The 22,823-nt window shown below is 39.7% G+C and carries 25 protein-coding genes; 22 read left to right on the top strand and 3 right to left on the bottom strand.

Annotated features, from left to right (window positions below; translation table 11 throughout):
* Positions 1 to 19: 19 nt before the first annotated feature.
* Together IPK31_12015 and IPK31_12010 are read left to right on the top strand one after the other, a co-directional pair.
* Positions 20 to 406: a hypothetical protein gene (locus IPK31_12015; GenBank protein ID MBK8088611.1), complete on the top strand. Its 387-nt coding sequence runs from the start codon at positions 20 to 22 to the stop codon at positions 404 to 406.
* Positions 407 to 589: 183 nt separating this feature from the next.
* Complete coding sequence (locus IPK31_12010) at positions 590 to 1,219, top strand: response regulator transcription factor (GenBank protein ID MBK8088610.1); 630 nt, start codon at positions 590 to 592, stop codon at positions 1,217 to 1,219.
* 52 nt (positions 1,220 to 1,271) lie between these two features.
* Here IPK31_12010 and IPK31_12005 read toward each other — a convergent pair whose 3' ends face one another.
* A complete protein-coding gene (locus IPK31_12005; GenBank protein MBK8088609.1) occupies positions 1,272 to 2,378 on the bottom strand; it encodes a PD40 domain-containing protein in 1,107 nt (368 codons plus the stop codon).
* 94 nt (positions 2,379 to 2,472) lie between these two features.
* Between IPK31_12005 and IPK31_12000 the strand changes: the two genes are divergently transcribed.
* From IPK31_12000 to IPK31_11960, 9 genes are all read left to right on the top strand, one after another.
* Entirely contained in the window at positions 2,473 to 3,297 is an 825-nt protein-coding gene (locus tag IPK31_12000) for a tetratricopeptide repeat protein (GenBank protein ID MBK8088608.1), read from the top strand.
* Positions 3,298 to 3,363: 66 nt separating this feature from the next.
* Positions 3,364 to 4,014 (top strand): ribulose-phosphate 3-epimerase, encoded by a 651-nt coding sequence (locus IPK31_11995; protein ID MBK8088607.1) that lies wholly within the window; start codon positions 3,364 to 3,366, stop codon positions 4,012 to 4,014.
* A 34-nt stretch (positions 4,015 to 4,048) separates the two neighbouring features.
* A complete protein-coding gene (locus IPK31_11990) occupies positions 4,049 to 4,495 on the top strand; it encodes a hypothetical protein (GenBank protein ID MBK8088606.1) in 447 nt (148 codons plus the stop codon).
* A 46-nt stretch (positions 4,496 to 4,541) separates the two neighbouring features.
* The gene (locus IPK31_11985; protein MBK8088605.1) at positions 4,542 to 7,025 is read left to right on the top strand and encodes a TonB-dependent receptor; all 2,484 of its coding nucleotides are present in this window, start codon (positions 4,542 to 4,544) and stop codon (positions 7,023 to 7,025) included.
* Between the two features lie 136 nt (positions 7,026 to 7,161).
* Positions 7,162 to 7,860: an AMP-binding protein gene (locus tag IPK31_11980; protein MBK8088604.1), complete on the top strand. Its 699-nt coding sequence runs from the start codon at positions 7,162 to 7,164 to the stop codon at positions 7,858 to 7,860.
* Between the two features lie 33 nt (positions 7,861 to 7,893).
* A complete protein-coding gene (locus tag IPK31_11975) occupies positions 7,894 to 8,802 on the top strand; it encodes an AMP-binding protein (protein ID MBK8088603.1) in 909 nt (302 codons plus the stop codon).
* A gap of 19 nt (positions 8,803 to 8,821) precedes the next feature.
* Positions 8,822 to 9,457, top strand: coding sequence for a methyltransferase domain-containing protein (locus IPK31_11970; GenBank protein ID MBK8088602.1), 636 nt, complete (start codon positions 8,822 to 8,824; stop codon positions 9,455 to 9,457).
* Between the two features lie 301 nt (positions 9,458 to 9,758).
* Positions 9,759 to 10,607 (top strand): hypothetical protein, encoded by an 849-nt coding sequence (locus IPK31_11965; GenBank protein ID MBK8088601.1) that lies wholly within the window; start codon positions 9,759 to 9,761, stop codon positions 10,605 to 10,607.
* A complete protein-coding gene (locus IPK31_11960; protein MBK8088600.1) occupies positions 10,604 to 11,326 on the top strand; it encodes a hypothetical protein in 723 nt (240 codons plus the stop codon). The genes IPK31_11965 and IPK31_11960 overlap by 4 nt, the downstream gene beginning before the upstream one ends.
* 334 nt (positions 11,327 to 11,660) lie before the next feature.
* On the opposite strand, the gene IPK31_11955 is transcribed toward IPK31_11960, so the two are convergent.
* Positions 11,661 to 12,089, bottom strand: coding sequence for a hypothetical protein (locus IPK31_11955; protein ID MBK8088599.1), 429 nt, complete (start codon positions 12,087 to 12,089; stop codon positions 11,661 to 11,663).
* Positions 12,090 to 12,445: 356 nt separating this feature from the next.
* Between IPK31_11955 and IPK31_11950 the strand changes: the two genes are divergently transcribed.
* From IPK31_11950 to IPK31_11910, 9 genes are all read left to right on the top strand, one after another.
* Positions 12,446 to 13,429, top strand: coding sequence for a PhoH family protein (locus tag IPK31_11950; GenBank protein MBK8088598.1), 984 nt, complete (start codon positions 12,446 to 12,448; stop codon positions 13,427 to 13,429).
* A gap of 198 nt (positions 13,430 to 13,627) precedes the next feature.
* Positions 13,628 to 14,032, top strand: a complete 405-nt coding sequence (locus tag IPK31_11945; GenBank protein MBK8088597.1) for a DUF4878 domain-containing protein — start codon at positions 13,628 to 13,630, stop codon at positions 14,030 to 14,032.
* Positions 14,033 to 14,136: 104 nt separating this feature from the next.
* The gene (crcB, locus tag IPK31_11940; GenBank protein MBK8088596.1) at positions 14,137 to 14,502 is read left to right on the top strand and encodes a fluoride efflux transporter CrcB; all 366 of its coding nucleotides are present in this window, start codon (positions 14,137 to 14,139) and stop codon (positions 14,500 to 14,502) included.
* Between the two features lie 157 nt (positions 14,503 to 14,659).
* Positions 14,660 to 15,571, top strand: coding sequence for a ParB/RepB/Spo0J family partition protein (locus tag IPK31_11935; GenBank protein MBK8088595.1), 912 nt, complete (start codon positions 14,660 to 14,662; stop codon positions 15,569 to 15,571).
* Positions 15,572 to 15,574: 3 nt separating this feature from the next.
* Positions 15,575 to 16,195: a hypothetical protein gene (locus IPK31_11930; GenBank protein MBK8088594.1), complete on the top strand. Its 621-nt coding sequence runs from the start codon at positions 15,575 to 15,577 to the stop codon at positions 16,193 to 16,195.
* A gap of 43 nt (positions 16,196 to 16,238) precedes the next feature.
* Positions 16,239 to 16,955, top strand: coding sequence for a 4-hydroxy-tetrahydrodipicolinate reductase (dapB, locus tag IPK31_11925; GenBank protein MBK8088593.1), 717 nt, complete (start codon positions 16,239 to 16,241; stop codon positions 16,953 to 16,955).
* Between the two features lie 5 nt (positions 16,956 to 16,960).
* A complete protein-coding gene (locus IPK31_11920) occupies positions 16,961 to 18,784 on the top strand; it encodes a sensor histidine kinase (protein ID MBK8088592.1) in 1,824 nt (607 codons plus the stop codon).
* 1 nt (position 18,785) lies between these two features.
* The gene (locus IPK31_11915) at positions 18,786 to 20,744 is read left to right on the top strand and encodes a sensor histidine kinase (GenBank protein ID MBK8088591.1); all 1,959 of its coding nucleotides are present in this window, start codon (positions 18,786 to 18,788) and stop codon (positions 20,742 to 20,744) included.
* Positions 20,745 to 20,778: 34 nt separating this feature from the next.
* The gene (locus tag IPK31_11910) at positions 20,779 to 21,423 is read left to right on the top strand and encodes a response regulator transcription factor (GenBank protein ID MBK8088590.1); all 645 of its coding nucleotides are present in this window, start codon (positions 20,779 to 20,781) and stop codon (positions 21,421 to 21,423) included.
* Between the two features lie 26 nt (positions 21,424 to 21,449).
* On the opposite strand, the gene IPK31_11905 is transcribed toward IPK31_11910, so the two are convergent.
* Complete coding sequence (locus IPK31_11905) at positions 21,450 to 21,953, bottom strand: outer membrane beta-barrel protein (GenBank protein MBK8088589.1); 504 nt, start codon at positions 21,951 to 21,953, stop codon at positions 21,450 to 21,452.
* Between the two features lie 82 nt (positions 21,954 to 22,035).
* Between IPK31_11905 and IPK31_11900 the strand changes: the two genes are divergently transcribed.
* Both IPK31_11900 and IPK31_11895 read left to right on the top strand, forming a co-directional pair.
* A complete protein-coding gene (locus IPK31_11900; protein MBK8088588.1) occupies positions 22,036 to 22,440 on the top strand; it encodes an Rrf2 family transcriptional regulator in 405 nt (134 codons plus the stop codon).
* Complete coding sequence (locus IPK31_11895) at positions 22,440 to 22,712, top strand: acylphosphatase (GenBank protein MBK8088587.1); 273 nt, start codon at positions 22,440 to 22,442, stop codon at positions 22,710 to 22,712. The genes IPK31_11900 and IPK31_11895 overlap by 1 nt, the downstream gene beginning before the upstream one ends.
* Positions 22,713 to 22,823 lie beyond the last annotated feature (111 nt).

The following is a 22,823-nucleotide window of genomic DNA, read 5'->3' as shown; positions in this document are numbered from 1 at the left end:
ATATCCAAAACCCTACAAAATGAAAAATAAACAATTATTCCAGGAGCTGGCAAGCTGGCAGTGGGAAATAAGCGGTTATCAGAAAGCGGCCTTTATGATTGAAGAAAGACTTGACATTATCCATAAAAATGACAGGGCCATTCCTACAGAAACAACAAAAAAGGTTGATCATTTACAGCACCGCATTATAGAAGAAGAAAAAAAACTGGATGACCTGGAAAAAGTACTGGTTCATCAGAAAGAAACACTGAGAGCCCTTAATAATTCTGCAGAATGGCAAAGCAGGATTGAACAGCAGCAGCAGGCACTCCGCAAAAGAATTGATACCGAAAAAAATGTTTTTTCCTCTCTGAAAAATGATTATTGCAATGTGCTGTCTGAAATGCTGATGAAAATTGCTTCATAATTTCAGCATTTTTCAGCATTACCCGAAAACATAAGCGCCCTGTGTCAGGGCGCTTTTTTTAATACAGGATTATACCACTGTTGAAGACGCTTTCCCAAAAAAATACCTGCCCCTGTAATCTATTGTAACATTATTCTATATTTGATTGTAACTTTAACATTACATCCCATTTAACCTTAACATTTGAAACGATTTTTACTCACAGACGACCATGAGGTTGTACGTTCCGGCGTAGCAAGTGTTTTAAAAAACGATTTCCCTTCCTGTGAAGTTTATGAAGCCTCCAATGAAGACGAGGCATGGGTGCTGTTAAAAAAGGAAGAATTTGATCTTATAATCCTGGATATCCATATGCCGGGTTCAGATGCATTAACCTTTACAGAAAAAATTAAAAATTTTTATCCGGCTACGAAAGTGCTCATCTTCTCAATGGGTGCCGAACATATCTACGCAAAAAGATTTCTCAATGCAGGCGCATCCGGATTTGTTTCAAAAGACAGTGGCCTCAGTGAACTCAGAAAAGCTATTGAGCTAAGTTTGCAGGGCAAAAAATACATCAGTGAAAATTTAGCGTCACTGTTAGTGGATTCATTACAGGCAAAACAAAAAGTAAACCCGTTTGAAAACCTGAGTGCACGTGAACTGGAAGTACTTGCTTTGTTAATTAAAGGCGGCACAGTAACAGGCATCAGCACAGCATTGAACCTGAGTATTTCATCGGCCAATACTTATAAGAGAAGAATTTTTCAAAAATTGAATATTACCACCCTCGTTGATTTAATTCAATTAGCCAATCTTCATAAAATGATGTAAAGAAGCTGAATGAGAAAAAGTTATCAGCTATTTCATTTTTCTTCTGAAGTTATTACTCCGCCCAATCAGCAAGGAAAATATTGGTATCCCTTGTGCCTCCGTTGTTGCGGTTACTGCAAAAAATAATTTTCTTCCCATTGGGGCTGAACATCGGGAACGCATCAAACCCTTTATCACGGCTTATTTTTACGAGGTTCGTTCCATCTTCATTAATAGTATATAAATTAAACGGAAATCCTCTTTTGTATTCATGATTACTGGCAAAAATGATTCGCTTGCTGTCGGGCATATAAGCAGGAGCCCAGTTGGCCTGCCCGTAATGAGTAACCTGTCTTGCATTGCTGCCATCTGCATTCGATACCCATACTTCCATATTGGTAGGAGCAACTAAACCCTGTGCCAGCAGCTCTTTGTATTCTTTAATTTCTGCTTCTGTTTTTGGACGGCTTGCACGCCAGATCAGTTTTTTACCATCGGGACTGAACCATGCACCTCCATCATAACCAATCAGGTTGGTAACTCTTTTTTCGTTGCCGGTTTTCAGATCCATGATATACAAATCAATATCGCCATCTTTTGTACTGGTGTACAGCATCTTTTTCCCATCGGGTGAAATCGTAGCTTCAGCATCATAACCCTTGCTGTGTGTTAACTGCTTTACAATTTTTCCATTAAGGTCAGCCATGAAAATATCATAGCTGTCGTACAAGGGCCATATATATTTATTACCATATTTACTGCGGTCAGGAACAGGCGGGCAGGTATCTGCACCCAAATGTGTAGATGCATAAACTATATGTTTGCCATCTTTCATAAAAGCAGCACAGGTAGTTCTTCCTTTGCCGTTGCTGATAAGTTTTGGCTGAAACTTTTCACCTGCCTTGGGTACTTTACCAATAAAGATCTGATCGCACTGAATGCCTTCTTTAGGATTTGTTTTCTGAAAAATGATCCATTTGCCGTCAAAACTGAAATAAGCTTCTGCATTATCGCCGCCAAATGTGAGCTGCTGAATATTTTTAAAGTGTTTTTCTTCTGGATATAAGATGGTATCCCCAGTTGATTTTACCGGGTTCTGTGAAATACTACTGACTGTTTTGAAGGAAATAAGGGCTACAACAAAAACAAGGGCGGAAAAAGAGAGCAAACGTTTATACATGAATCAAAAATTTTGGTAAATATATTGTCTCTGAAAGCTGCAAATGTCAGGAATTTGTAAGAACCCCAAACAGAAAATAATTTAGTTTTGCCGCATGAATTTGAGAGCTGTTCCCGTTTCCGTCTTTTTTTTATTCTTTTTTGCCGCATGTAATAATAATGGGAGCACAAAAAAGGAAGACGCAGCAATTGATACTGCCACAGGCAGCATTCAGATCAAAGAGCTGGAAACAGAACTCAGTAAAGAACCCCAGGCCGACAGTTTAAGAGAAGGTTTGGTGGAGCAGCTAGTTCTTACAAATCAATACGGCAAAGCACTGGAGCAGGTGGAAGTATTACTGAAAAAAAATCCGTCCAGCCCGGCTTATCTGTTTATGAAAGCCGATGCGCTGGAAAAGAAAGGCGATACAACCGGTGCCATTTCTTTCTTTGAGCAATCAATAACAGCAGCAGGAATTTTTACAGAAGCTCAATTGCGCCTGGCATCTTTGTATGCGGAAACAGGAAACAAAAATGCATTGACCATTTGTGAAGTAATGCTGAAAGATCCAACAGCTGTAAAATTGAGAAGTGATATTCTTTTTGTAAAAGCTGTTTATTATAATAAGGTAAAAGATACAAAGAATGCCCTCCGCATTTACGACCAGATCATTAAAGAAGATTATACCTACCTCGAAGCTTATATAGAAAAAGGACTGGTATACTATGATATGGGCAACTTTGCTGAAGCACATAAACAATTTGAGCGCAGCACCAGTATCAGCAACAAGTTTGCCGACGGTTATTTCTGGATGGCGAAGGCAGAAGAAAAGCTGAACAAAACACAGGAAGCCATTGACAATTATAAACGTTCACTGGCACTTGACCAAAGTATTACAGAAGCAAGAGATGCGCTGAAACGATTGGGTGCATTGAAATGAGAAATCAGAAATGACGAATAAAAAATAAGAAAGTCAACTACAAACAATAAACTACAAACTATTCAAATGGCGATTATTGCTCCTTCATTATTATCAGCAAACTTTATAAACCTCCAGGCCGATTGTGAAATGCTCAATGCCAGCGAGGCCGATTGGTATCACCTTGATGTAATGGATGGCCATTTTGTTCCCAATATCACCTTCGGGCCAATGATCATTGAGTTTTTACGCAAAGCTTCAACCAAAACATTTGATGTACACCTGATGATTGAAGAACCGGGAAAATATACGGAGCTGTTTAAGAAAGCCGGAGCCGATATTCTTTCTGTTCACTATGAAGCCTGTCCGCATCTGCACCGCAATATTCAGCAAATCAAAAGCCTTGGAATGAAAGCTGGTGTTGCATTGAATCCGCACACAAAGGTTTCTGTACTGAAAGATATCCTGGCTGATATTGATTTGGTTTGCATCATGAGTGTAAACCCCGGCTTTGGCGGACAATCCTTTATTCCCAACACACTCAATAAAATAAAAGAGCTGCGACAAATGATTGATGAAAAAGGATTGAAGGTTGAGATTGAAATTGATGGTGGCGTTACGCTGGACAATGCAAAGACCATACTTGATGCCGGTGCTACGGTTCTTGTTGCCGGTAATACTGTATTCAGATCTGCTAATCCAAAAGAAACAATCAGTCAACTGAAAAGTATACAGTAAGCAGCATTGGTATTCAAATGGAACTCTTACCTGTATGAAATACATCAGCATTCTTTTATTGTTCGCTTTCTTTTCCTGTACCTATCCCTGTGCGCCTTCAGATGGTTTGCAAATACAATTAGTTGGCTTTACGCAACAGGAGGCAGATATCATTATTCTGAAAACATATGAAAAAGGCAAAGAATTTGCAGCACAGATTGACAGCCTTGTGATTGACAGTAATGTTACCCGTTACAGGCAAAGTAATGATACATTGATAATCACAGCCTCCACCAGCACAGCAAGACTCTTAAGCAAATATGATTACCTCATCCGCATCCCGTCAACCAACTCAGTATTTTATATTACAGAGATGAACGAACCTCAACAGGAAGGCCGTAAATCAAGATATAAGGTCATGTGTGGTAATTCTATTCAATCCTGTAAAATCAATGGAGCAGCCACACCAATAAGACATGATTACCTGTACCTTAAAAAATAAGTTCTTCTCCTTTCCGTTATAGCAGAAAGGCTTAGTTTTATCTTTCATGAAAGCAACCCAAAACTGTTTCCTCTTACTCATGCTGCTTGTTTCTTCTTTTGCTTATTCGCAAAAGAAATCCGCAACTGTAAGCGGCAAAGTGCTGGATGATAATGAACATCCGCTCAGCAATGTTTCGGTTGTTATTCTTGGCCGTTCAACAGGCGTTATCAGCAACGATTCCGGTTTCTTCAAAATAAAAGTTCCTGCTGATAAAGCATTTGCCCTCATCTTTTCCTATACTTCTTACCGCACCGAACAACGAAATTTCTTTTTAAATGAAGGAGAAGAAGAACAGATTGTACTCCGTTTGGAAAAAGGTGTAAAAGAATTACAGGAAGTAACGGTAAAAGATGACCGGATAAGAACAGAAGCCTCTTCCTTCCGTATCAATCCAAAAAATGCACTGATCCTTCCTTCTGCCACAGGTGGTGTGGAAGCACTGATCAAAATTTTTGTAGGAAGTAACAATGAACTTACATCACAGTATTCTGTACGTGGCGGCAGTTATGATGAAAACTTAATTTATGTAAACGATTTTGAAGTATTCCGTCCTTATCTCGTTCGCCAGGGGCAACAGGAAGGGTTGAGTTTCATCAATCCTGAAATGGTGCGGAGTCTTACATTTTACAATGGAGGTTTTCAGTCTAAGTTTGGCGATAAGATGAGCAGCGTGCTCGACATTCAATACAAACGACCTAAAGCCTTTGGAGGTTCTGCTTACATTTCATTGCTTGAACAGGGTTTGCATTTTGAAGGTGGCACAAAAGATGGCAAAGTAAGTTTTGTTGCAGGAGCAAGAAATAAAAGCAACCAGAGTTTGCTGAGCAGTCAGCAAACAAAAGGAAACTATGTTCCATCCAGCAACGATTTCCAGGGATATATTACCTGGCAGCCAAATAACAAATGGATGTTTGAAGGAATGACCAATCTTTCCAGAACACAATTCAAACTGAATCCTGAATTCAGCAGTCAAACGGCTTCTGTCTTCTCTCCTTTCTTCACTGCCAATCTTGGTTTGGATATTTATTTTGCCGGTGGTGAAAGAGATCAGTACAGCACTACCATGTTTGGCATTGCAGCCAATCATCAGCCACGGAAAAATTTAAAGTTGAAATGGATGCTGAGCCAGTTCAGCAATAAGGAAGAAGAATCGTTCGATATACAGGGTGCTTATTTATTTGGTGAACGTGACTTCGACAGAAGCCGTGCAAGTTTTGGTTTAATCGTTAGCCCTTTGGGTTCAGGTGTGTTTCAAAATTTTGCCAGGAACCGTCTCAACATTCAAATACAGAATGCAACACACAAAGGAAGCCTTGAAAAAGGGAAACATTTTTTTCAATGGGGAAACAGCTTCGAACGTCAAACCATCAGCGATAAATTAAATGAATGGGAGTTGCAGGACAGCGCAGGTTATACACTACCCTTCAATCCAAACCTGCTGCAGTTGAGCAAAGTCATTAAATCAACATCTGATTTTTCTTTCTTCCGCACACAGGGTTATGTGCAGGATAATATTGTTTTGAATGATTCACTGAACATGACATTGCAGGTTGGTGTTCGTTATAATTACAACACATTGAATAATGAATTCCTTGTACAGCCAAGAATTCAGTTTGCCTTTAAACCAAAGTGGAAGAAAGATATCATCATCCGTACATCAGCAGGAGCTTATCATCAGCCACCTTTCTACCGTGAACTAAGACGTTACGATGGAACAGTGAATAAAGATGTAAAGGCACAAAAAAGCTGGCAGGCAGTTGCAGGCATTGATTATAATTTTAAAGGCTGGGGTAATCGGCCATTTAAATTGCAGGTAGAAGCTTATTACAAACACATGTACGATGTGGTGCCTTATGATATAGATAATGTACGTATTCGCTATTTCGGCAGCAACAGTGCCAAAGCATACACTACCGGTATTGAAGCAAGAATATTTGGAGAACTGGTGAAGGATGCAGAAAGCTGGGTGAGTATTGGTTTGATGCGTTCAAGAGAAAACTTAAACAATGATCAGTGGTACAATTACAAACTCGATTCATTAAACAATCCAATTGACAGCACATTAATGCAGGGAGGATGGATCAGAAGACCGACAGACCGTTTCCTTACCTTTGGTATGTTTTACCAGGATTACCTGGCAACCAATAAGAACTTTAAATTTTCCATGAACTTTTTATACGGCACTAATCTGCCCTATAATATTCCAAACAGTGTGAAGTACAGGAATGCATTAACCATTGATCCGTATATCCGTGTTGATTTTGGTTTCAGTGCATTATTGCTTGATGGTGAAAGCAGCAAAAGAAGAAGCCACAATCCTTTCAGGGAATTCAACAGCATCTGGGCAAGTCTGGAAATTTTCAATGTTATTGACCGCCCCAATACAATTTCTTATATGCTTATTAAAGACTTCAGTAATACTGTTTTTTCTATTCCCAACCGCTTAACTCCACGGTTGATCAATTTTAAGATTGTAGCGAGGTGGTAAAATCAGTCAAAAGCCGATTGTCTTTAGTTCTCGGCATTAAGCATTATTTTATTTACTCCGGTCATTTCAAAACTTTGTCAAAGTTTAGTTTCTGAAAAATATATTCAGTAGATTAGTTTATCCAAAAACGATTGCCATGCCATCAACCCCTCTGCACCAGTTCCTGAAGTATGAACAGGAAATACCCAATGATATTTTTCTCCGTCAACCTTTCAATGGGCAATGGAAAGAATGGAGCTGGAAACAGGCTGCTGATGAAAGCAGGCGAATGGCCTCTGCATTAAAAGCATTAAACCTTCCTGCAAAAAGTCATGTAGCTATTCTTTCAAAAAACTGTGCACACTGGATGATGGCTGATATCGCCATTATGATGGCAGGATGTGTTTCAATCCCCATCTATCCTACATTAACAGCAGCATCAATACAACCAATTCTTGAACACAGCGATGCCAAAGCAATTTTCATTGGCAAGCTCGATGATTTTGCATCGCAGGAAAATGGTATACCTTCTAACCTGATCCGTATTGGATTTGATGATTACGAACGCAAAGAAAAACATAGCTGGAATGAACTTGTTCAGCAATCAGCTCCCTTGACAGATGTATATAACTGGACGGCTGATGAAATCATGACCATCATTTATACATCGGGTACAACAGGTAAACCAAAAGGTGTAGTTCATACAGCAGGGAATTTTGATGCAGTATTAACCGTAGCAATAAAAGATCTTCAGTTACCAAACAGGTCGGTATTATTTTCTTATTTGCCGCTCAGTCATATTGCAGAACGTGTAGGTGTTGAAATGAATGGACTTTACAGCGGTTCAACCATTTGATTTGCCGAATCAATTGAAACCTTTGCAAAAAATGTGGAAGAAATTCAACCGCAGTTATTTTTTGCCGTGCCACGTTTATGGGGAAAGTTCAGGGAAGGTATCCTGAAAAAAATTCCACAGAAAAAATTAAGCCTGCTCTTATCCATTCCTATTCTAAATAGTGTTGTAAGAAAAGGGATTCGAAAGAAACTCGGCCTATCAAGAGCAACACATATTTACAGTGCTTCTGCACCCATATCGGTTGATATGCTGAAATGGTTCGATAAACTCGGCGTGAAAATAATCCAGGCATTGGGTATGACGGAAGATTGTGTGTATGCACACTTTGAACGTCCGTTTGAATACCGGCATGGTTCGGTTGGAAAACCATTCAGCGGCCTGCGTGTAAAGATTTCGGAAGAAGGTGAATTGAGAGTAAAAAGTATTGCCAATATGAAAGGCTATTACAAAGAACCTGAGCTCACTGCTGAAATGTTTGATGAAGATGGATATTTAAAAACCGGCGATATCTGCGAATATGATCATGATGGATTTTTATATGTTACAGGCCGCATAAAAGATCAGTTTAAAACAGATAAAGGGAAATATATTTCTCCTGCTCCCATTGAAATGAAACTGCTGGCCAATACAGATATTGAACAAACCTGTGTTGTGGGTATGGGCATTCCACATCCCATTGCTTTAATTACTTTGTCTGATATCGGTAAGCAGAAAACAAAAGAAGAGTTGATAGAGAGTTTGGCTGCTTCGCTGGATTCAGTAAACCCTACACTCGAAAATTTTGAACGTCTGGGAAAAGCAGTGATCATGCGTGAAAACTGGCTAGTCGAAAACGGCCTGCTCACTCCTACCCTGAAAGTAAAACGTAACCAGGTAGAAAAAATTCATCAGTCCTTTTATCCGGTTTGGTTTGAACAAAAAGGAAAAGTGATCTGGGAATAATCTTTTCTTTGCATCATTGATGAACCCGGAATCAACATTACAGACATTTCAGTTTGATGATTATCACGTGCAGGCTTATGTGCCCGATGCATTACTGTTGCAGCAATGGTATACAGCACAGCAAAAAAATAATCCATCTTTCCCATCACCTTACTGGGCGCAGGTGTGGCCCGCAGCAAGAGCACTTTGCAGTTTTATTGCAGAACAGCCGCATTGGATTGAGCATAAAAAAATACTGGAACTGGCTGCAGGTTTAGGTTTGCCATCTTTACTGGCAGCACAGTTTGCATACGAAGTGATTAGCAGTGACTATATAGAAGAAGCTGTAGAAAGCATTCGACAATCCATTGAGCAGAATGGTTTTCAAAACATGCAGAGCCGTGTGCTTGACTGGGATGCATTGCCACCAAATCTTACTGCTGATGTTATATTGGTAAGCGACATCAACTATGAACCGGAAGTATTTGAAACAATTTATAAAGTGATTAATGGATTTTTAGATGCTGACACAATCATTCTGCTTTCAACTCCCCAACGGTTAATGGCAAAACCATTTATTGAACGTTTGGTTCCGTTTTGTATTCTGCAAAAAGAAATCACTGTAAAGGACCCCTTACCTGGAACCATTTGTACAGTGATGGTGCTAAAGAAATAAGTTTTTACTCCACTGCTGCTTCAACCTTCTCGTTACCTCACCGTAAATTTTCTGTATCCCTCTGTATTTTTTTGCATAAGCAGTCAATGTGCAAAACTTACAACAGCAGGCTATTTCATTTCTCCCCAAAAAACCATTTCTTGTGCTGTATCGTTAACCGGAAACCTGTTTCAGATGCACCAGCAACCTATCATTCAACTCAGCAAGCGCCTGCTTCTTTTTGTACTGCTGCTTTTTATTTTCAGCACTGAAACAATTGTTTACAGTCAATCAAAATGGACAACTGATCTCAATGCAAATTTTGGCTGCAATATCTGGCTCCATCGGAGTAAGCAGCAAAATTTCCGGGCATCAGGGTTTTTCTTCACTAAGCATTATTGGCACTTATAATAAGCATTACATGCTTCACTACGGGCCATCTGTCAGCATTTATACAAAAACAATTGGCGCCAATCTTAATCCCCTGGTTGGAGATATTCAAATTGACTTTACCAATAGTTTTTCCATTGGTGCAGGCTGGGGAAAAAATATGCCCTACCTGAAACAGCTGCGCACACTACACAATGGCGACTACTACAACCTCATCACCAATCAGCGCTATGCAATTTTTCTTACTACAAATTTTCTGCTCAACAATCACAGAAGGAACCAGATTCTTGGTGCCGTCAGCGGAACCTTTGGCGATGTTGGTGTAACCTATAATAATGATGCAGTGCCTTTTAATAAATTAGGATTGTCTGATGGGTTCGACCGTTACTGGACAGGTGGCGGTACCATGTTCGTTCATCATCCTAAAGGCTATAACACTTTTGAATTTGGATACGATCAATATACCGGTTACAAACCATTGCTGTATGAATTGGCCAATATCATCGGCATCAGTGTTCCATTGTATGGCGATTCAGCACAAAAGAAAAAAGAAACGCCGAATAATTTCAACACATCAGTCTATCAGTTAAAGATCGGCACAGGACCTTACACAAGTTTTGATATTGGCTTTGCCGGTTCTATGATCGATCGGAAAGGTCGTTTTTGGGGTGTGCAAGACTGGATTCATCTGAAGGGTAATTATCCTTTTCATCCGAATAAAGATTATACACGCTTCTTTATCGGTGGCTCATACAATAACCTGCAAAACATTAAATGGTGAGAAAGATATTAACCATACTATTCATTTCAATTGCGTTGTTTAGCTGTAAACCAACACAACTTTCATTTTCGCCTGCACAAATGAACATCACACATGTAAAAAACATGTTTGCGACAGATAAAAACTACGATACGTCTAAAATAAAAAGTGGCAAAATATATGTTGCTAATTTATCAGAAAACTATATCTATCGGGATGGTCTTGCAGAAAAAACAATTATGAATGACAGTTCAACTAAACAAAAACTTGAAATTCCTTTACTAGATAAGAAGTTTAAACTGTTTGTGATTAAGACCAAAATAGATACAATTAATGCAGCAATATTTCTCCCTGCTATATTAGATGGTGCCAATCGATGTATTGGAATGGGCCCTGCCTTAATTGGGAAATATGATTATGGAGAATTAGTGTTTTACAAACGAATTAAATTCTATTCGAAAAAGAAAGGCAGGAAAAATGAATGGGTATTAGATAAGAAGTCAACTTACTATCCTAACAGAAGCCTCTACAGTCCTTTTGACTTATCGAAAACAAAATTAAATATCCGTTTTATTACAAGTGAAATCGATCCGATTCCTGAACTGTCTGCTTTTACTGTTACACAAATTTACCAGTTAAGTGATAACAGATTTGGCGGCAAAAAACCATTGATATTTAATATAGGTACCATATTTGAAGACCCTGACGCATTACGCTTCAGTTATTTCACTAAATTCTAACCTCTACTGTCATGGCTAAAGCAAAAAAGGCAGCGCCTAAAAAGAAAGCCTTAAAAAAAAGCAGCTAAAAAATCTTCACCTCCTTCAAGAGCTCTAAAAAGAGGAGTAAGCCCTATTGTACCCTGTACCTGTGTAAAATTCGGCAGATTTTATTTTTGCATGGTTCAAAAACCTGATGGTTCATTTGAGCAATGTGCTACTTCAACAAAGTTTAAGACATTGCAAGAATGCCAGATGCACTCATGCGGAGGGGAATAAGCATCACTTTATTCCGTTAACTCTCTGCTCACTATCTATACTATTACCGCACAAAACAAAGGCAGCAGCATTCCTGTTAACGAAGAAGCAGTTTCTCGAATTTTTTCAACTCTGTTAAATCAGCACTGCTGATGATTTCGTTGTTATCAAACTTTGCTTTGAAATATAAGATGCGTTTGTGCTGTGGATATTTTTCAAGAATTGCATGAATGATTGCTCCCACAACTTCATCTTTTACGAACATAGGTGTAGGTGCTGATGCAGCTGCACGTTCTCTTGTAGGTTTTTTTAAAATGATTGCTTCCAATGTGGCAAGCTTATTTTCGGGTATGTTTCCAACTGCTGTTGCTTTCTGATACAATCCTTCTAATTGCTTTTTACTTAACCCTCCTCTTTCTTCATACTGAAACGCAAGACTTTTAATAAAGACTGAATCGGGCCTGGCTGCCAGCATTAACTGCAGCACATCTCTTGTAACATCCACATCTGCTTTTTTTCTTTGCATGAGAAGATGAAAGTAAGAAAAAAGAAAGCCAGATTATAAAATGAATTTTAAGCAGCGGTTACTGTATGCAAATAATGAATGTTTCACCCCAGCATCTTTATAGAAACAACAGAATCGCAATGAAAGAACTACAGGAATTCTTATTCCAAATATCTTAACACTTTCCACAGACTGTTAATAAGTAACTTTATGTTATTCAGCTTTCAATAACTAATATTGAATACAGATGGATTGGTTAGAAGTATCTGTAAAATGCAGACACTTATTTGTGAACATGGTAGGTTCTGAAACTCAACTACTACGCTAAGGCTGCGTAGTCAAAAGTAATTCCGCACCAACCTTAAAATGAAAAAGCATTGACTGAAACAATCATTAACCTCGAAACCGTCAACCCTATTGAGTTCTTCGGTATCAACAACGGCAAGCTCGACATTCTCAAGAAAAAATTTCCACTTTTAAAAATCCTTTCACGGGGTACACAGGTCAAACTCAGCGGCAGTCCCGAACAGGTAGCATTAGCCAAAGAAAAAATTGATTTGCTCATTACCTACCTGGAACGGAATGGTAACCTGAGTGAAAATTATCTGGAACAGATTCTTGGTGGTGATGACCAGGAAACCATTGACAATTTTATTGAACGCAATCCAAGCGATGTACTGGTATTTGGCCCTAACGGCCGCTCAGTAAGGGCTAGAACCGCCAACCAGAAACGTATGGTGGCAGCAATCGATAAAAATGATATTATGTTCGCTGTTGGTCCCGCAGGTACAGGTAAAACCTACACTGCAGTTGCCCTGGCAGTAAGAGCATTGAAAAATAAACTGGTGAAGAAAATCATTCTTACACGCCCCGCTGTTGAAGCCGGCGAAAGTCTTGGTTTCTTACCCGGTGATCTGAAAGAAAAAATTGATCCATACCTGCGTCCTTTGTATGATGCACTCGATGATATGATTCCTGCTGACAAACTTGGCTACTACATGAGCACCCGTGTTATTGAAATTGCACCATTGGCTTATATGCGTGGCCGCACTTTGGATAATGCATTCATCATCCTGGATGAGGCACAGAATACAACTGATCTGCAGTTGAAAATGTTCCTTACCCGTATTGGCGCCAATGCAAAAGCCATCATCACCGGTGATCTTACACAGGTTGATTTACCCAAGAATCAACGCAGTGGTTTAATCAAGGGCATCAACATCCTGAAAAATATTGACGGTATCTCACATATTGAACTGGATGAGGAAGATGTGGTTCGTCACCGCCTGGTGAAAGCCATCATCCGGGCTTATGATAAAGATCATCAGCAGGAGGAAGAACAGGGTGGTTACAGGAGATGAGTACTTACACCGCAGCATACAACCGAATCCCGTTTCAATTGAGATGGGATTTTTTTTATAGAAACACGGAAAAATAACTTTGCCAAAGTTTACCCGGTTTTTAAAAGTATAAAGGCATCCTTCCTAACTTTGGCAAAGTTGAAGACGCTACTGTTAAAACTATTTTTCCAATCAATCCCTTTTGTACTTTTGGTTGATATGAAGAAAATTATACTTCTCCTCCTGGTTGTTGTTTCAATTGCTGCCTGCAAAAACAATCAGCATGAACGCCCTACCGATGCGCTCGATACTGCCCGTGAATTTATCCGCAGTTCATTGGATGGTGATTACGATTGGGCAAGGGAACTCATGATCAAAGACAGTCTGAACTTATATGAGCTGGGAGAAATTGAAAAAAAATATAAAAACGAAATGAGTGCAAAAGACAGGGAAGGATATAAAAACTCATCTATCCTTGTTCATTCAGTTGATAATGTAAGCGACACTGTGGTGATTGTGAATTACTCCAACTCTTACAAAAAGAAACAAATGCCGGTGAAAGTGATTAAAAGAAACGGTGTATGGCAGGTTGATTTTAATTATACATTTACGGGTAATTTGTAAGCCCCATCCTCGTTCCTTCCCCGAAGGAGAAGGAGGCCGGGCATTAGAAATTCGTTCAACAGTTACAGTTAAGCATTTTTACTTCTGTACAATTTTCATCTATCATGCTGAAAAACTTTCTTCTTGTTGGTCTTGGTGGTGCTATGGGCAGTATGCTTCGTTATGCGTTTTTCCATTGGTTTAAGAGTTCCTCTTTTCCGCTCTCTACCTTCTTAGTAAATATGATCGGCAGTTTCATTATTGGAGCGGTGTTTGGATATGCCATCCGTAATGAAGATTTTTCTGACACCTGGCGCCTGTTTCTCGTAGCCGGAATCTGCGGCGGGTTTACAACCTATTCCGCCTTTTCGGTTGAAATGCTCACCCTCCTGCAGCAAAACCGTTTCGGCACTTTTGCAGTTTATCTTTTAGCAACAGTTGCTTTAGGTTTACTGGCTTCCTGGCTTGGCTATATTTTGTTGAAGGGATAAATTCTTCAACTTAAAGACTATTGCCTTCCTAACTCATTGCCTCGTTGCCTCTGCATCTGCCTTTTTGCCTCTTGCCTTCCCCTTATAAACTTCTTTCTCCCCGCATTTTGTTCTTTCCCTTCTTTTCAGGTACTTCGCAGACTGTAACAATCAAATTATGTCTACCCCCGGAAAGAAAGATGCGTTAGGAAAGGGAATCCGTTCCCTGCTGCAAAGTATTGATGAAGATCTGAAAACTACGGCCGGGCAATTAAAGCCGGCGGTAACGGAAGCTGTAACCAATATGTTACGGATTCCTGTTGGTGAAATTGAGATCAACCCCAAACAGCCAAGAAGAGATTTTGATGAAGTGTCGCTGAAAGAACTGGCCGACAGCATCAAGATGCATGATATTATTCAACCGGTTACCGTTTCAAAGATCAGTGCTAATAAATACCGTTTAATAGCAGGTGAAAGAAGATGGCGTGCCAGTAAGCTGGCGGGATTGAAAGACATTCCTGCTTATATCCGCCAGGCAAACGACCAGGAATTACTTGAACTGGCTTTGCTGGAAAATTTGCAGAGAGAAAATCTTAACGCAGTTGAAATTGCCCTTAGTTATAAACGACTGATGGAAGAACTGAACTACACACAGGAACAGGTGGCAGAACGGATGGGAAAAGACAGAACAACTGTTACAAACTATATCCGTTTGCTGAAACTTCCTCCCGATATTCAGTTAGCTGTCCGTTCGGGTGAATTGAGTATGGGACATGCAAGAGCTTTGATTAATGTTGATACAGTTGATAAGCAACTCTACGTTTATCATCATATCCGCCAGAAAGGTTTATCCGTCCGCCAAACAGAAGCACTGGTACGGCAGTTATATAAATCAGCCCCTGTTAAAAAATCGGTAAAGAGCGGATTGCCACAGGCCTTTCAGCGAATTGAAGATAATTTAGCAACACAGTTTGGTACGAAAGTAAAACTCAGTCACAGCAAAAAAGGAAACGGAAGTATTTTCATAGAATACTATTCGCTTGATCAGTTTAACCAGATCCTGAAACAACTGGGAACCGATGTTGAATAACACATGAGGCAATTATTCCTTTTCATAGCATTTTGTTTTTTTTCGTTGATCATTTCAGCGCAAACAAAAGATACCAGCATTCAGTTGGGTGGAGGCACTGTGCTGAAAGCTGATACCATTATTCAAACAAAAAAAGATTCTGCAAAAGCTCATTCACCACGAAAAGCAACCATCCGTTCTGCCATTATTCCCGGCTGGGGACAGGCTTACAATAAAAAGTACTGGAAGATCCCGATTGTGTATGCAGCCTTAGGAACAGCCGCCGGTTTTTTTATTTACAACAACAAGGAATATATTTCCTCAAGAGATGCTTACCGCAATCTCATGGATGGTGATGATACAAATAACAATCTCATTGATCCGAAATTCAGCCAGGTTGACCCGGAAGCTGTACGGCAATACAGGATTGCTATACGGCAGTATGTTGATTATTCTGTACTTGCATTTATTGTTTTGTGGGGGTTAAATGTGGTGGATGCTACTGTTGACGGACATTTAAAAGCATTTGAAGTAAGTGAGAATTTATCCATGCACATTAATCCTGCATATAATCCCGTTACAAAACAGGCCAATGTTGGATTGGTCTTTAACTTTGGCAAGAACAGGAGTTCAGCATCCAGGTAAACACCTGCTCAACATTTTCAACATCAATTATAATTACTCGAAGATGAACATAGCACTCATCGGTTACGGAAAAATGGGAAAAGCCATTCATGAAATTGCAAAACAGCGTGGTCATGAAGCGGTGCTGATTATTGATGCATACAACTTGCACGATCTTACTGCTGAAAACATTTCCAAAGCAGACGTAGCCATTGAATTTACCAGTCCGCATACCGCACTGGCCAACGTACTGTTTTGTTTGCAGCATCAAACACCCGTTGTTTGTGGCTCTACCGGCTGGCTTGAAAAACTGGATGAAGCCAAACATGTTGCCGCACAAAATAAAACAGGATTAATTGTTGCCAGCAATTTCAGTGTGGGTGTAAATATTTTCTTTGAAGTAAATAAACGGCTTGCACAGCTGATGTCGCAACAGGACAGTTATGATGTAACGCTGAAAGAAATTCACCACACCGCCAAGAAAGATGCACCCAGCGGTACAGCTATTACGTTGGCAGAACAGGTGCTGGATGCTGTAGAACGAAAAACAAAATGGGTAAATGATGCAGCAGTTAATTCTGCTGAACTTTCCATCATCAGCGAACGCATTGATCCTGCACCCGGAACACATCATGTAAAATATTCATCTGCCGTGGATGATATTGAAATCATTCACACTGCCCATAACCGCAGCGGCTTTGCTTTAGGAGCAGTGCTCGCCGGTGAATTCTTAATCGGCAAATCAGGATTCTTTGGAATGAAAGAAGTTCTTAACTTGTAAGCACCATGCTGCTGAAACCAAAAAGCCTTCTTTTTAATGTATTCTTTCTGCTTATTTGTCTTTGCAGTACAGCACAGGATAAAACCATTGACCGTCTCCGTGCTGTCATTTCTTCTTCTGCAAAAGATGAAGAAAAACTATCTGCCTATATTCAGCTTAGCGGCAAGATCAGCTTTGTAAGTTTTAATGAAACCATTAAAGTTGCAGAACAGGGAATAGAGCTTGCTTCCAAACTCAAAGACTCCATGGCTTATGCAGAACTGAGCCGTAACATGGGCGTGTCGTATTATTTTAAAGGCGATTACGAAAAGGCAGCTTCCCTCTACTATACTGCTGTACGTATTTATGAACGGGCCGGTAAAGAACAACCACTTGCCTATGTTTACAACGATATTGCCAAACTCTTCCGTAAAAATCGGGACCTGAAACGTGCAGCAGATAATTATGAAAAAGCATTAGCCATCTTTCGTACACAGAAAGATTCAAGCGGCATACAAATGATCCTGAATGAAAGTGGTGTGGTATATGAATACCAGGGTAACTATGCAGAAGCTTTGAAACGTTACAATGCATCGCTGCAAATTGCCAAACGTTTAAAAGATGAAATGGGAAAAAGCTGGAGCTTCAATTTTATTGCAGGTGTGTATGTACTGCAAAGCAAATATGAACTGGCCGAAGATTTTAACCTGCAGGCATTGGCAATCCGTCAAAAACTAAAGGATACGTTTTCTATCGCATTGAGTTTTTCTGATCTTGGTGTTTTGTACAGTGCCTGGGGTAAACCGGAAAGGGCTCTTTATTATTTTGAAGAAAGTAATAAAGTAGCTGAACGAATGGGATACAGGGAACTGCTTTCGAACAACTATGCCGAAATGAGTAAGCTGGCCAATGTAAACGGCGATTATAAAAAAGCACTTGACTATTATACCTGGTACACTCAGCTGAAGGATTCCATTTTTTCATCGCAGAAAAACAGGCAGGTAGAAGAACTGAGTACACTGTATGAAACCAATAAGAAAGAACAGCAGATACAGGAACAGCAGCTCACTATTAAAAAAAGGAATTCGTTAATAGGTATTATTTCAGGCGCAGCACTATTTGCATTGTTTGTTGCTTATCTTCTCTACAACCGTTACAAATGGAAGCAGCAGGCAAAAATGCAGACAGAAATTTTAAACCAGCAGGAACTTGCCACAAGATCGGTACTGGAAGCAGAAGAAAAAGAACGCAGCCGTATTGCCAAAGATTTACATGATGGTGTTGGACAAATGATGAGTGCAGCAAGAATGAATCTATCTTCCTTTTATAATACGGTACAGATTAAAGATGAATCGCAGAATAAATCCTTAGATAACATCATTCAACTGGTTGATGAAAGCTGTAAAGAAGTGAGGGCTGTAAGCCACAGCATGATGCCTGCTGCCTTACTCAGCAAAGGCTTACCTGATGCAGTAGATGAATTAATTTCAAAGATCAGCAGCAATCAGCTGAAAGTAAGTTTTCACAGTGAAGGATTTGATCAGCGGCTTGATTCAAATACTGAAACAATTCTGTACCGTGTTATACAGGAATGTGTAAACAATATGATTAAGCATGCAGATGCAACTGAGCTGGACATTTCTATCATCAAAGACAAAGACGGCATCAGTGTTACTATTGAAGACAACGGCAAAGGATTTGCATATGATCCTGCAAAAGAAGATGAAGGGATTGGTTTGAAAAATATCCGCAGCCGTATCTTATTTTTGAAAGGAACGGTTGATTTTGATTCTTCACCCGGCAACGGAACATTGGTGGCCATTCATATACCATCTAAAATGATACCCTGATATGAGAGCAAATAAGTTTTTCATACAAACCCTTGCTGTACTTCTGTTTCTTGCTGTATCAGCAAAAGGGCAGATATCAAAAACAGATAGCCTCAGGAAATTAATTACTACTGAAACAAATGAACAGCGAAGAACTGATCTCCTGCTTTTATTGTCCATTGAATTCAGACAAATCAACCCCGATTCATCAAACAATATCAGTGAACAGCTGATGAAACTTTCTGCGCAGCAAAAAAATATTCCCCTGCACCAGAAAGCAGAAATCAATAAAGTATATTATTATCTCAATAAAAGCAATGCTGATTCAGGGCTTTCGGTAAGTGAAAAAAATATCCGCAGCCTGTTGAAATCAAAAGGCAATGATTCATTACTGGCCCAATACTTTTCAGCAGCAGGTCTCAGCTTAATGCGGCTGAACAGGCAGAAAGATGCCATGGAAAAATTTTTCAATGCATTGAAAACCTCTGAACAGGCAGGAGATAAATTGATGATGGCAAAAGCCCAGCACAACATCGGGTGGGCTTATATGGAATTAAATCAATACACCGAAGCAATCACACATTTTACCTCTGCCCTGCAAATTATTGAGAAGAATAAAATTCCCTTTAAAATGGCTGTGTCCTATGCCAATATTGCTTCCTGCTATGGCGCCTTAAATAAATACGACTCCGTTTATAAATATGCAGGCGAGGGTATTAAGATGGCGCATGAACAGAACAATTACCAAACAGAGGCAAACGGATGGTACATCATGGGTACCGCTTATACAAATGAAAAGAAATATGAGCAGGCACTTGCCTGTTTTCTGAAAGCAAAACCTATCCGTGCAAAAATCGGCGACCCGTTTTTTATTGTATCTGATCTTGCTGTTTTATCGGAACTCTATGCTATGATGAATAAAACAGCTGAAGGTTTGCAAACCGGAAACGAAGCACTGACAATTGCAAAAAAAGAAAACCTGCAGTCAAAGCTCCCGATGATTTACAAGGCAATTGCACTCAACTATGAAAAAAGCGGCAACTATGCTGCGGCAGCAGAATTGTATAAACAGGTAAATGTACTGAAGGACAGTATGTATGAAAATGCCTCAGCAGAAGCTGTAGTTGAAATGAAAACAAAATATGAAACAGAAAAAAAAGAACGCATTATCCAGGAGCAGCAATTTAACCTGAAGAAGAAAAACTATTTTATCATTACCATTTCAGCTCTTGTTTTATTGGGCGCTTTACTGGCATGGCTTTTTTATAACCGTACAAAACTAAAACAGGAAACAAAACTGCAGGCTGCCGTACTCAGCCAGCAGCAAATAGCTGCCGCAGCAATTTTGCAGGCCGAAGAAAATGAACGGCAAAGGATCGCTAAAGATCTGCACGATGGTGTTGGGCAAATTATGAGTGCCGCAAAAATGAACCTGTCTTCTTTTGAAAATGATCTGCAGTTTAAAGATGAGGAACAGAAACTTTCGTTTGAACGCATCATCAGTCTGGTAGATGAAGGCTGCAAAGAAGTAAGAAGTGTATCGCATCAAATGATGCCGAATGTATTACTCAAATCAGGACTTGGAAAAGCAGTTGCTGAATTCCTTGATAAGATTGATCAGAAAGTGTTGAAAGTAAACCTGCATACAGAAGGACTGAATGAGCATATTGAAGCAACCACTGAAATTGTGCTCTACCGTGTGTTGCAGGAAAGTGTGAACAATGTCATTAAACATTCCGGTGCATCGGAGCTTGATCTTTCATTGATTAAAGATGCCGATGGAATCAGCGCCACCATTGAAGACAATGGAAAAGGGTTCGACAGTAAAAACCTTTCTGAAAAAGCAGGACTCGGTTTAAAAAATATGAAGGCAAGGGTTGAATACCTCAAAGGAACCATCGACTTTGATTCATCGCCCGGCAGGGGAACCCTGGTGGCCATTCATATTCCGTTAATAAATAAAGAAGCGGTGGAGAGCTAATTTTCTATAATTTCGGTAGATTACCTGAAAGCCCATGATAGTAAACAAAATTAAACTTGCGATTGTTGACGATCACCAGATAGTGATTGATGGTCTTCATTCCCTGCTGAAAGGCCATAACAGGTATGAAATTGTGCTTGAATCAACACATCCGGAAACGATTTTAGCTCAATTAAAAAAACAACCGGTTGACATCTTACTTACCGATGTAATGATGCCGGTAATGACCGGTGTTGAACTGGCCCGGTTGGTGAAAAAAGAATTCCCTTCCATTAAGATCATTACTCTTTCTATGAATGGTGAAGGCAGTTTGGTCAACCAGATGATTGAAGAAAGTGATATCAGCGGTTACTTACTGAAAAATATTGGTCAAACGGAATTCCTGAAAGCCCTTGATAAAATTGCAGCCGGTGGCATTTACTTCAGTGATGAAGTGTTGCAGGAAATGCTGAAAGCAAGTGAACGGAAAAAGGAAACAGATGAGGAAACCAAACTCACCAACCGTGAAATAGAAATTGTGCGCCTTATTGAAAAGGAATACAGCAATAAACAGATTGCGGAAGAACTTTTCCTGAGCGAACGTACGGTTGAAACACACCGGAAAAATATCTTCCGCAAAACAAAAACCAACTCTGTTATAGGGCTTATTAAATATGCGTATGAACGCAAAATGATCTGATGACTTTCAGCTGCTGAATCACTTTATTATAAAGCCAGTCCAAGTTTCAGCTGAATGGAACTGGAAACACCTGCATTATTTTTTCGCTGCCATGCATCGTAATGCACACTGATTTGTGAAAGAAGAAAGTGTAAACCCACACCTGCATCATACACAAATCTTGCTTCTCTCTTAGACATTGTTTCATCTTTCAGAAACCCATAACCGGCATTTCCTGTAAGAAACAAACGCTTGGTTGGATATACCCGTAACCCAGCTTTTAACGGAATCACAGTGATTTTTCCATAAGGATTTCCTGATTCGGCTTTGTAGGAAACATAGCCAAGCGTACCAAGAACAAAGATTCGTTTACTTCCAAAACCTGCGGAAGCTTCAATACCCAAAGCACTTTTGTAAGCAGTTTTAAAATCACCACTGGGGAAACCCAGAATGAGGTTGCCACCAAGAAATGGTTTTGTTTTTTGAGCAGAAGCGCCCAGTGTACAAATGGTAAAAAAGCAAATGAGCAAAACAGCATAAGATTTCGGCATAAAATATTTTTGCATAAAAGTATCATCTTTGCTATGTTTACATATACCGTATAGCAGGTATTTTCAGTTTAACAACCACACAATGCTTTCAAAAAAAACACAGTACGCTTTCCAGGCACTTTCTTACATGGCACAGTTACCGGGTAACGAACCCCTGCTGATTGCAGAGATTTCAAAAAAGAAAAAGATCCCATTAAAGTTCCTCGAAAACATTTTACTCATTTTACGGAAGGATGGTATTCTTGAAAGTAAAAAAGGAAAAGGCGGCGGCTATTTTTTTAAACTGAAACCCTCCCAGATTCCACTTGCAAGAGTGATCCGTTTGTTAGACGGACCGATTGCTCCCCTCTCCTGTGTCAGTCTGCATTTTTATGAGCGCTGTAAAAACTGCGATGAAAAACATTGCGGTCTGCATGATATGATGGCGAAAGTGAGAGATGCCAATCTGAAACTCCTGGAAAAGAAAACAGTGGCTGATATTGTTTAATGCTGTTCACCAAAGAAATACTTATTACCGGTAAGGTACAGGGCGTGTTCTTCCGCAAATATGCCTGCGAAGCAGCAGATGCTGTTGGTGTAACCGGCTTTGTAAAAAACCTGCCCGATCAATCCGTTTATATTCTTGCAACAGGAACCAATGAGCAGTTACAAGAATTTATTAACTGGTGCTGGCAGGGTTCACCGAGGAGTAAGGTTGAGAACGTTGAAGTGAAAGAAATGGAGTTAAAGCATTTTAATTTGTTTCAGGTTGAGAGATAAATACACAGTTTTAGTTAGTGCATTGCCGCAACTCGGTGATACAAAAAACACATAAAACTCCTGATTTAAATCAATTGGTTGAAAAATTTGAACTTGAAAGGAGTTGCGTAT

This window comes from Chitinophagaceae bacterium (assembly GCA_016713085.1).
Classification (GTDB): domain Bacteria; phylum Bacteroidota; class Bacteroidia; order Chitinophagales; family Chitinophagaceae; genus Lacibacter.
The sequence above is the reverse complement of the archived record's forward strand: the minus strand, read 5'-3'. Positions and strand labels throughout refer to the sequence as shown.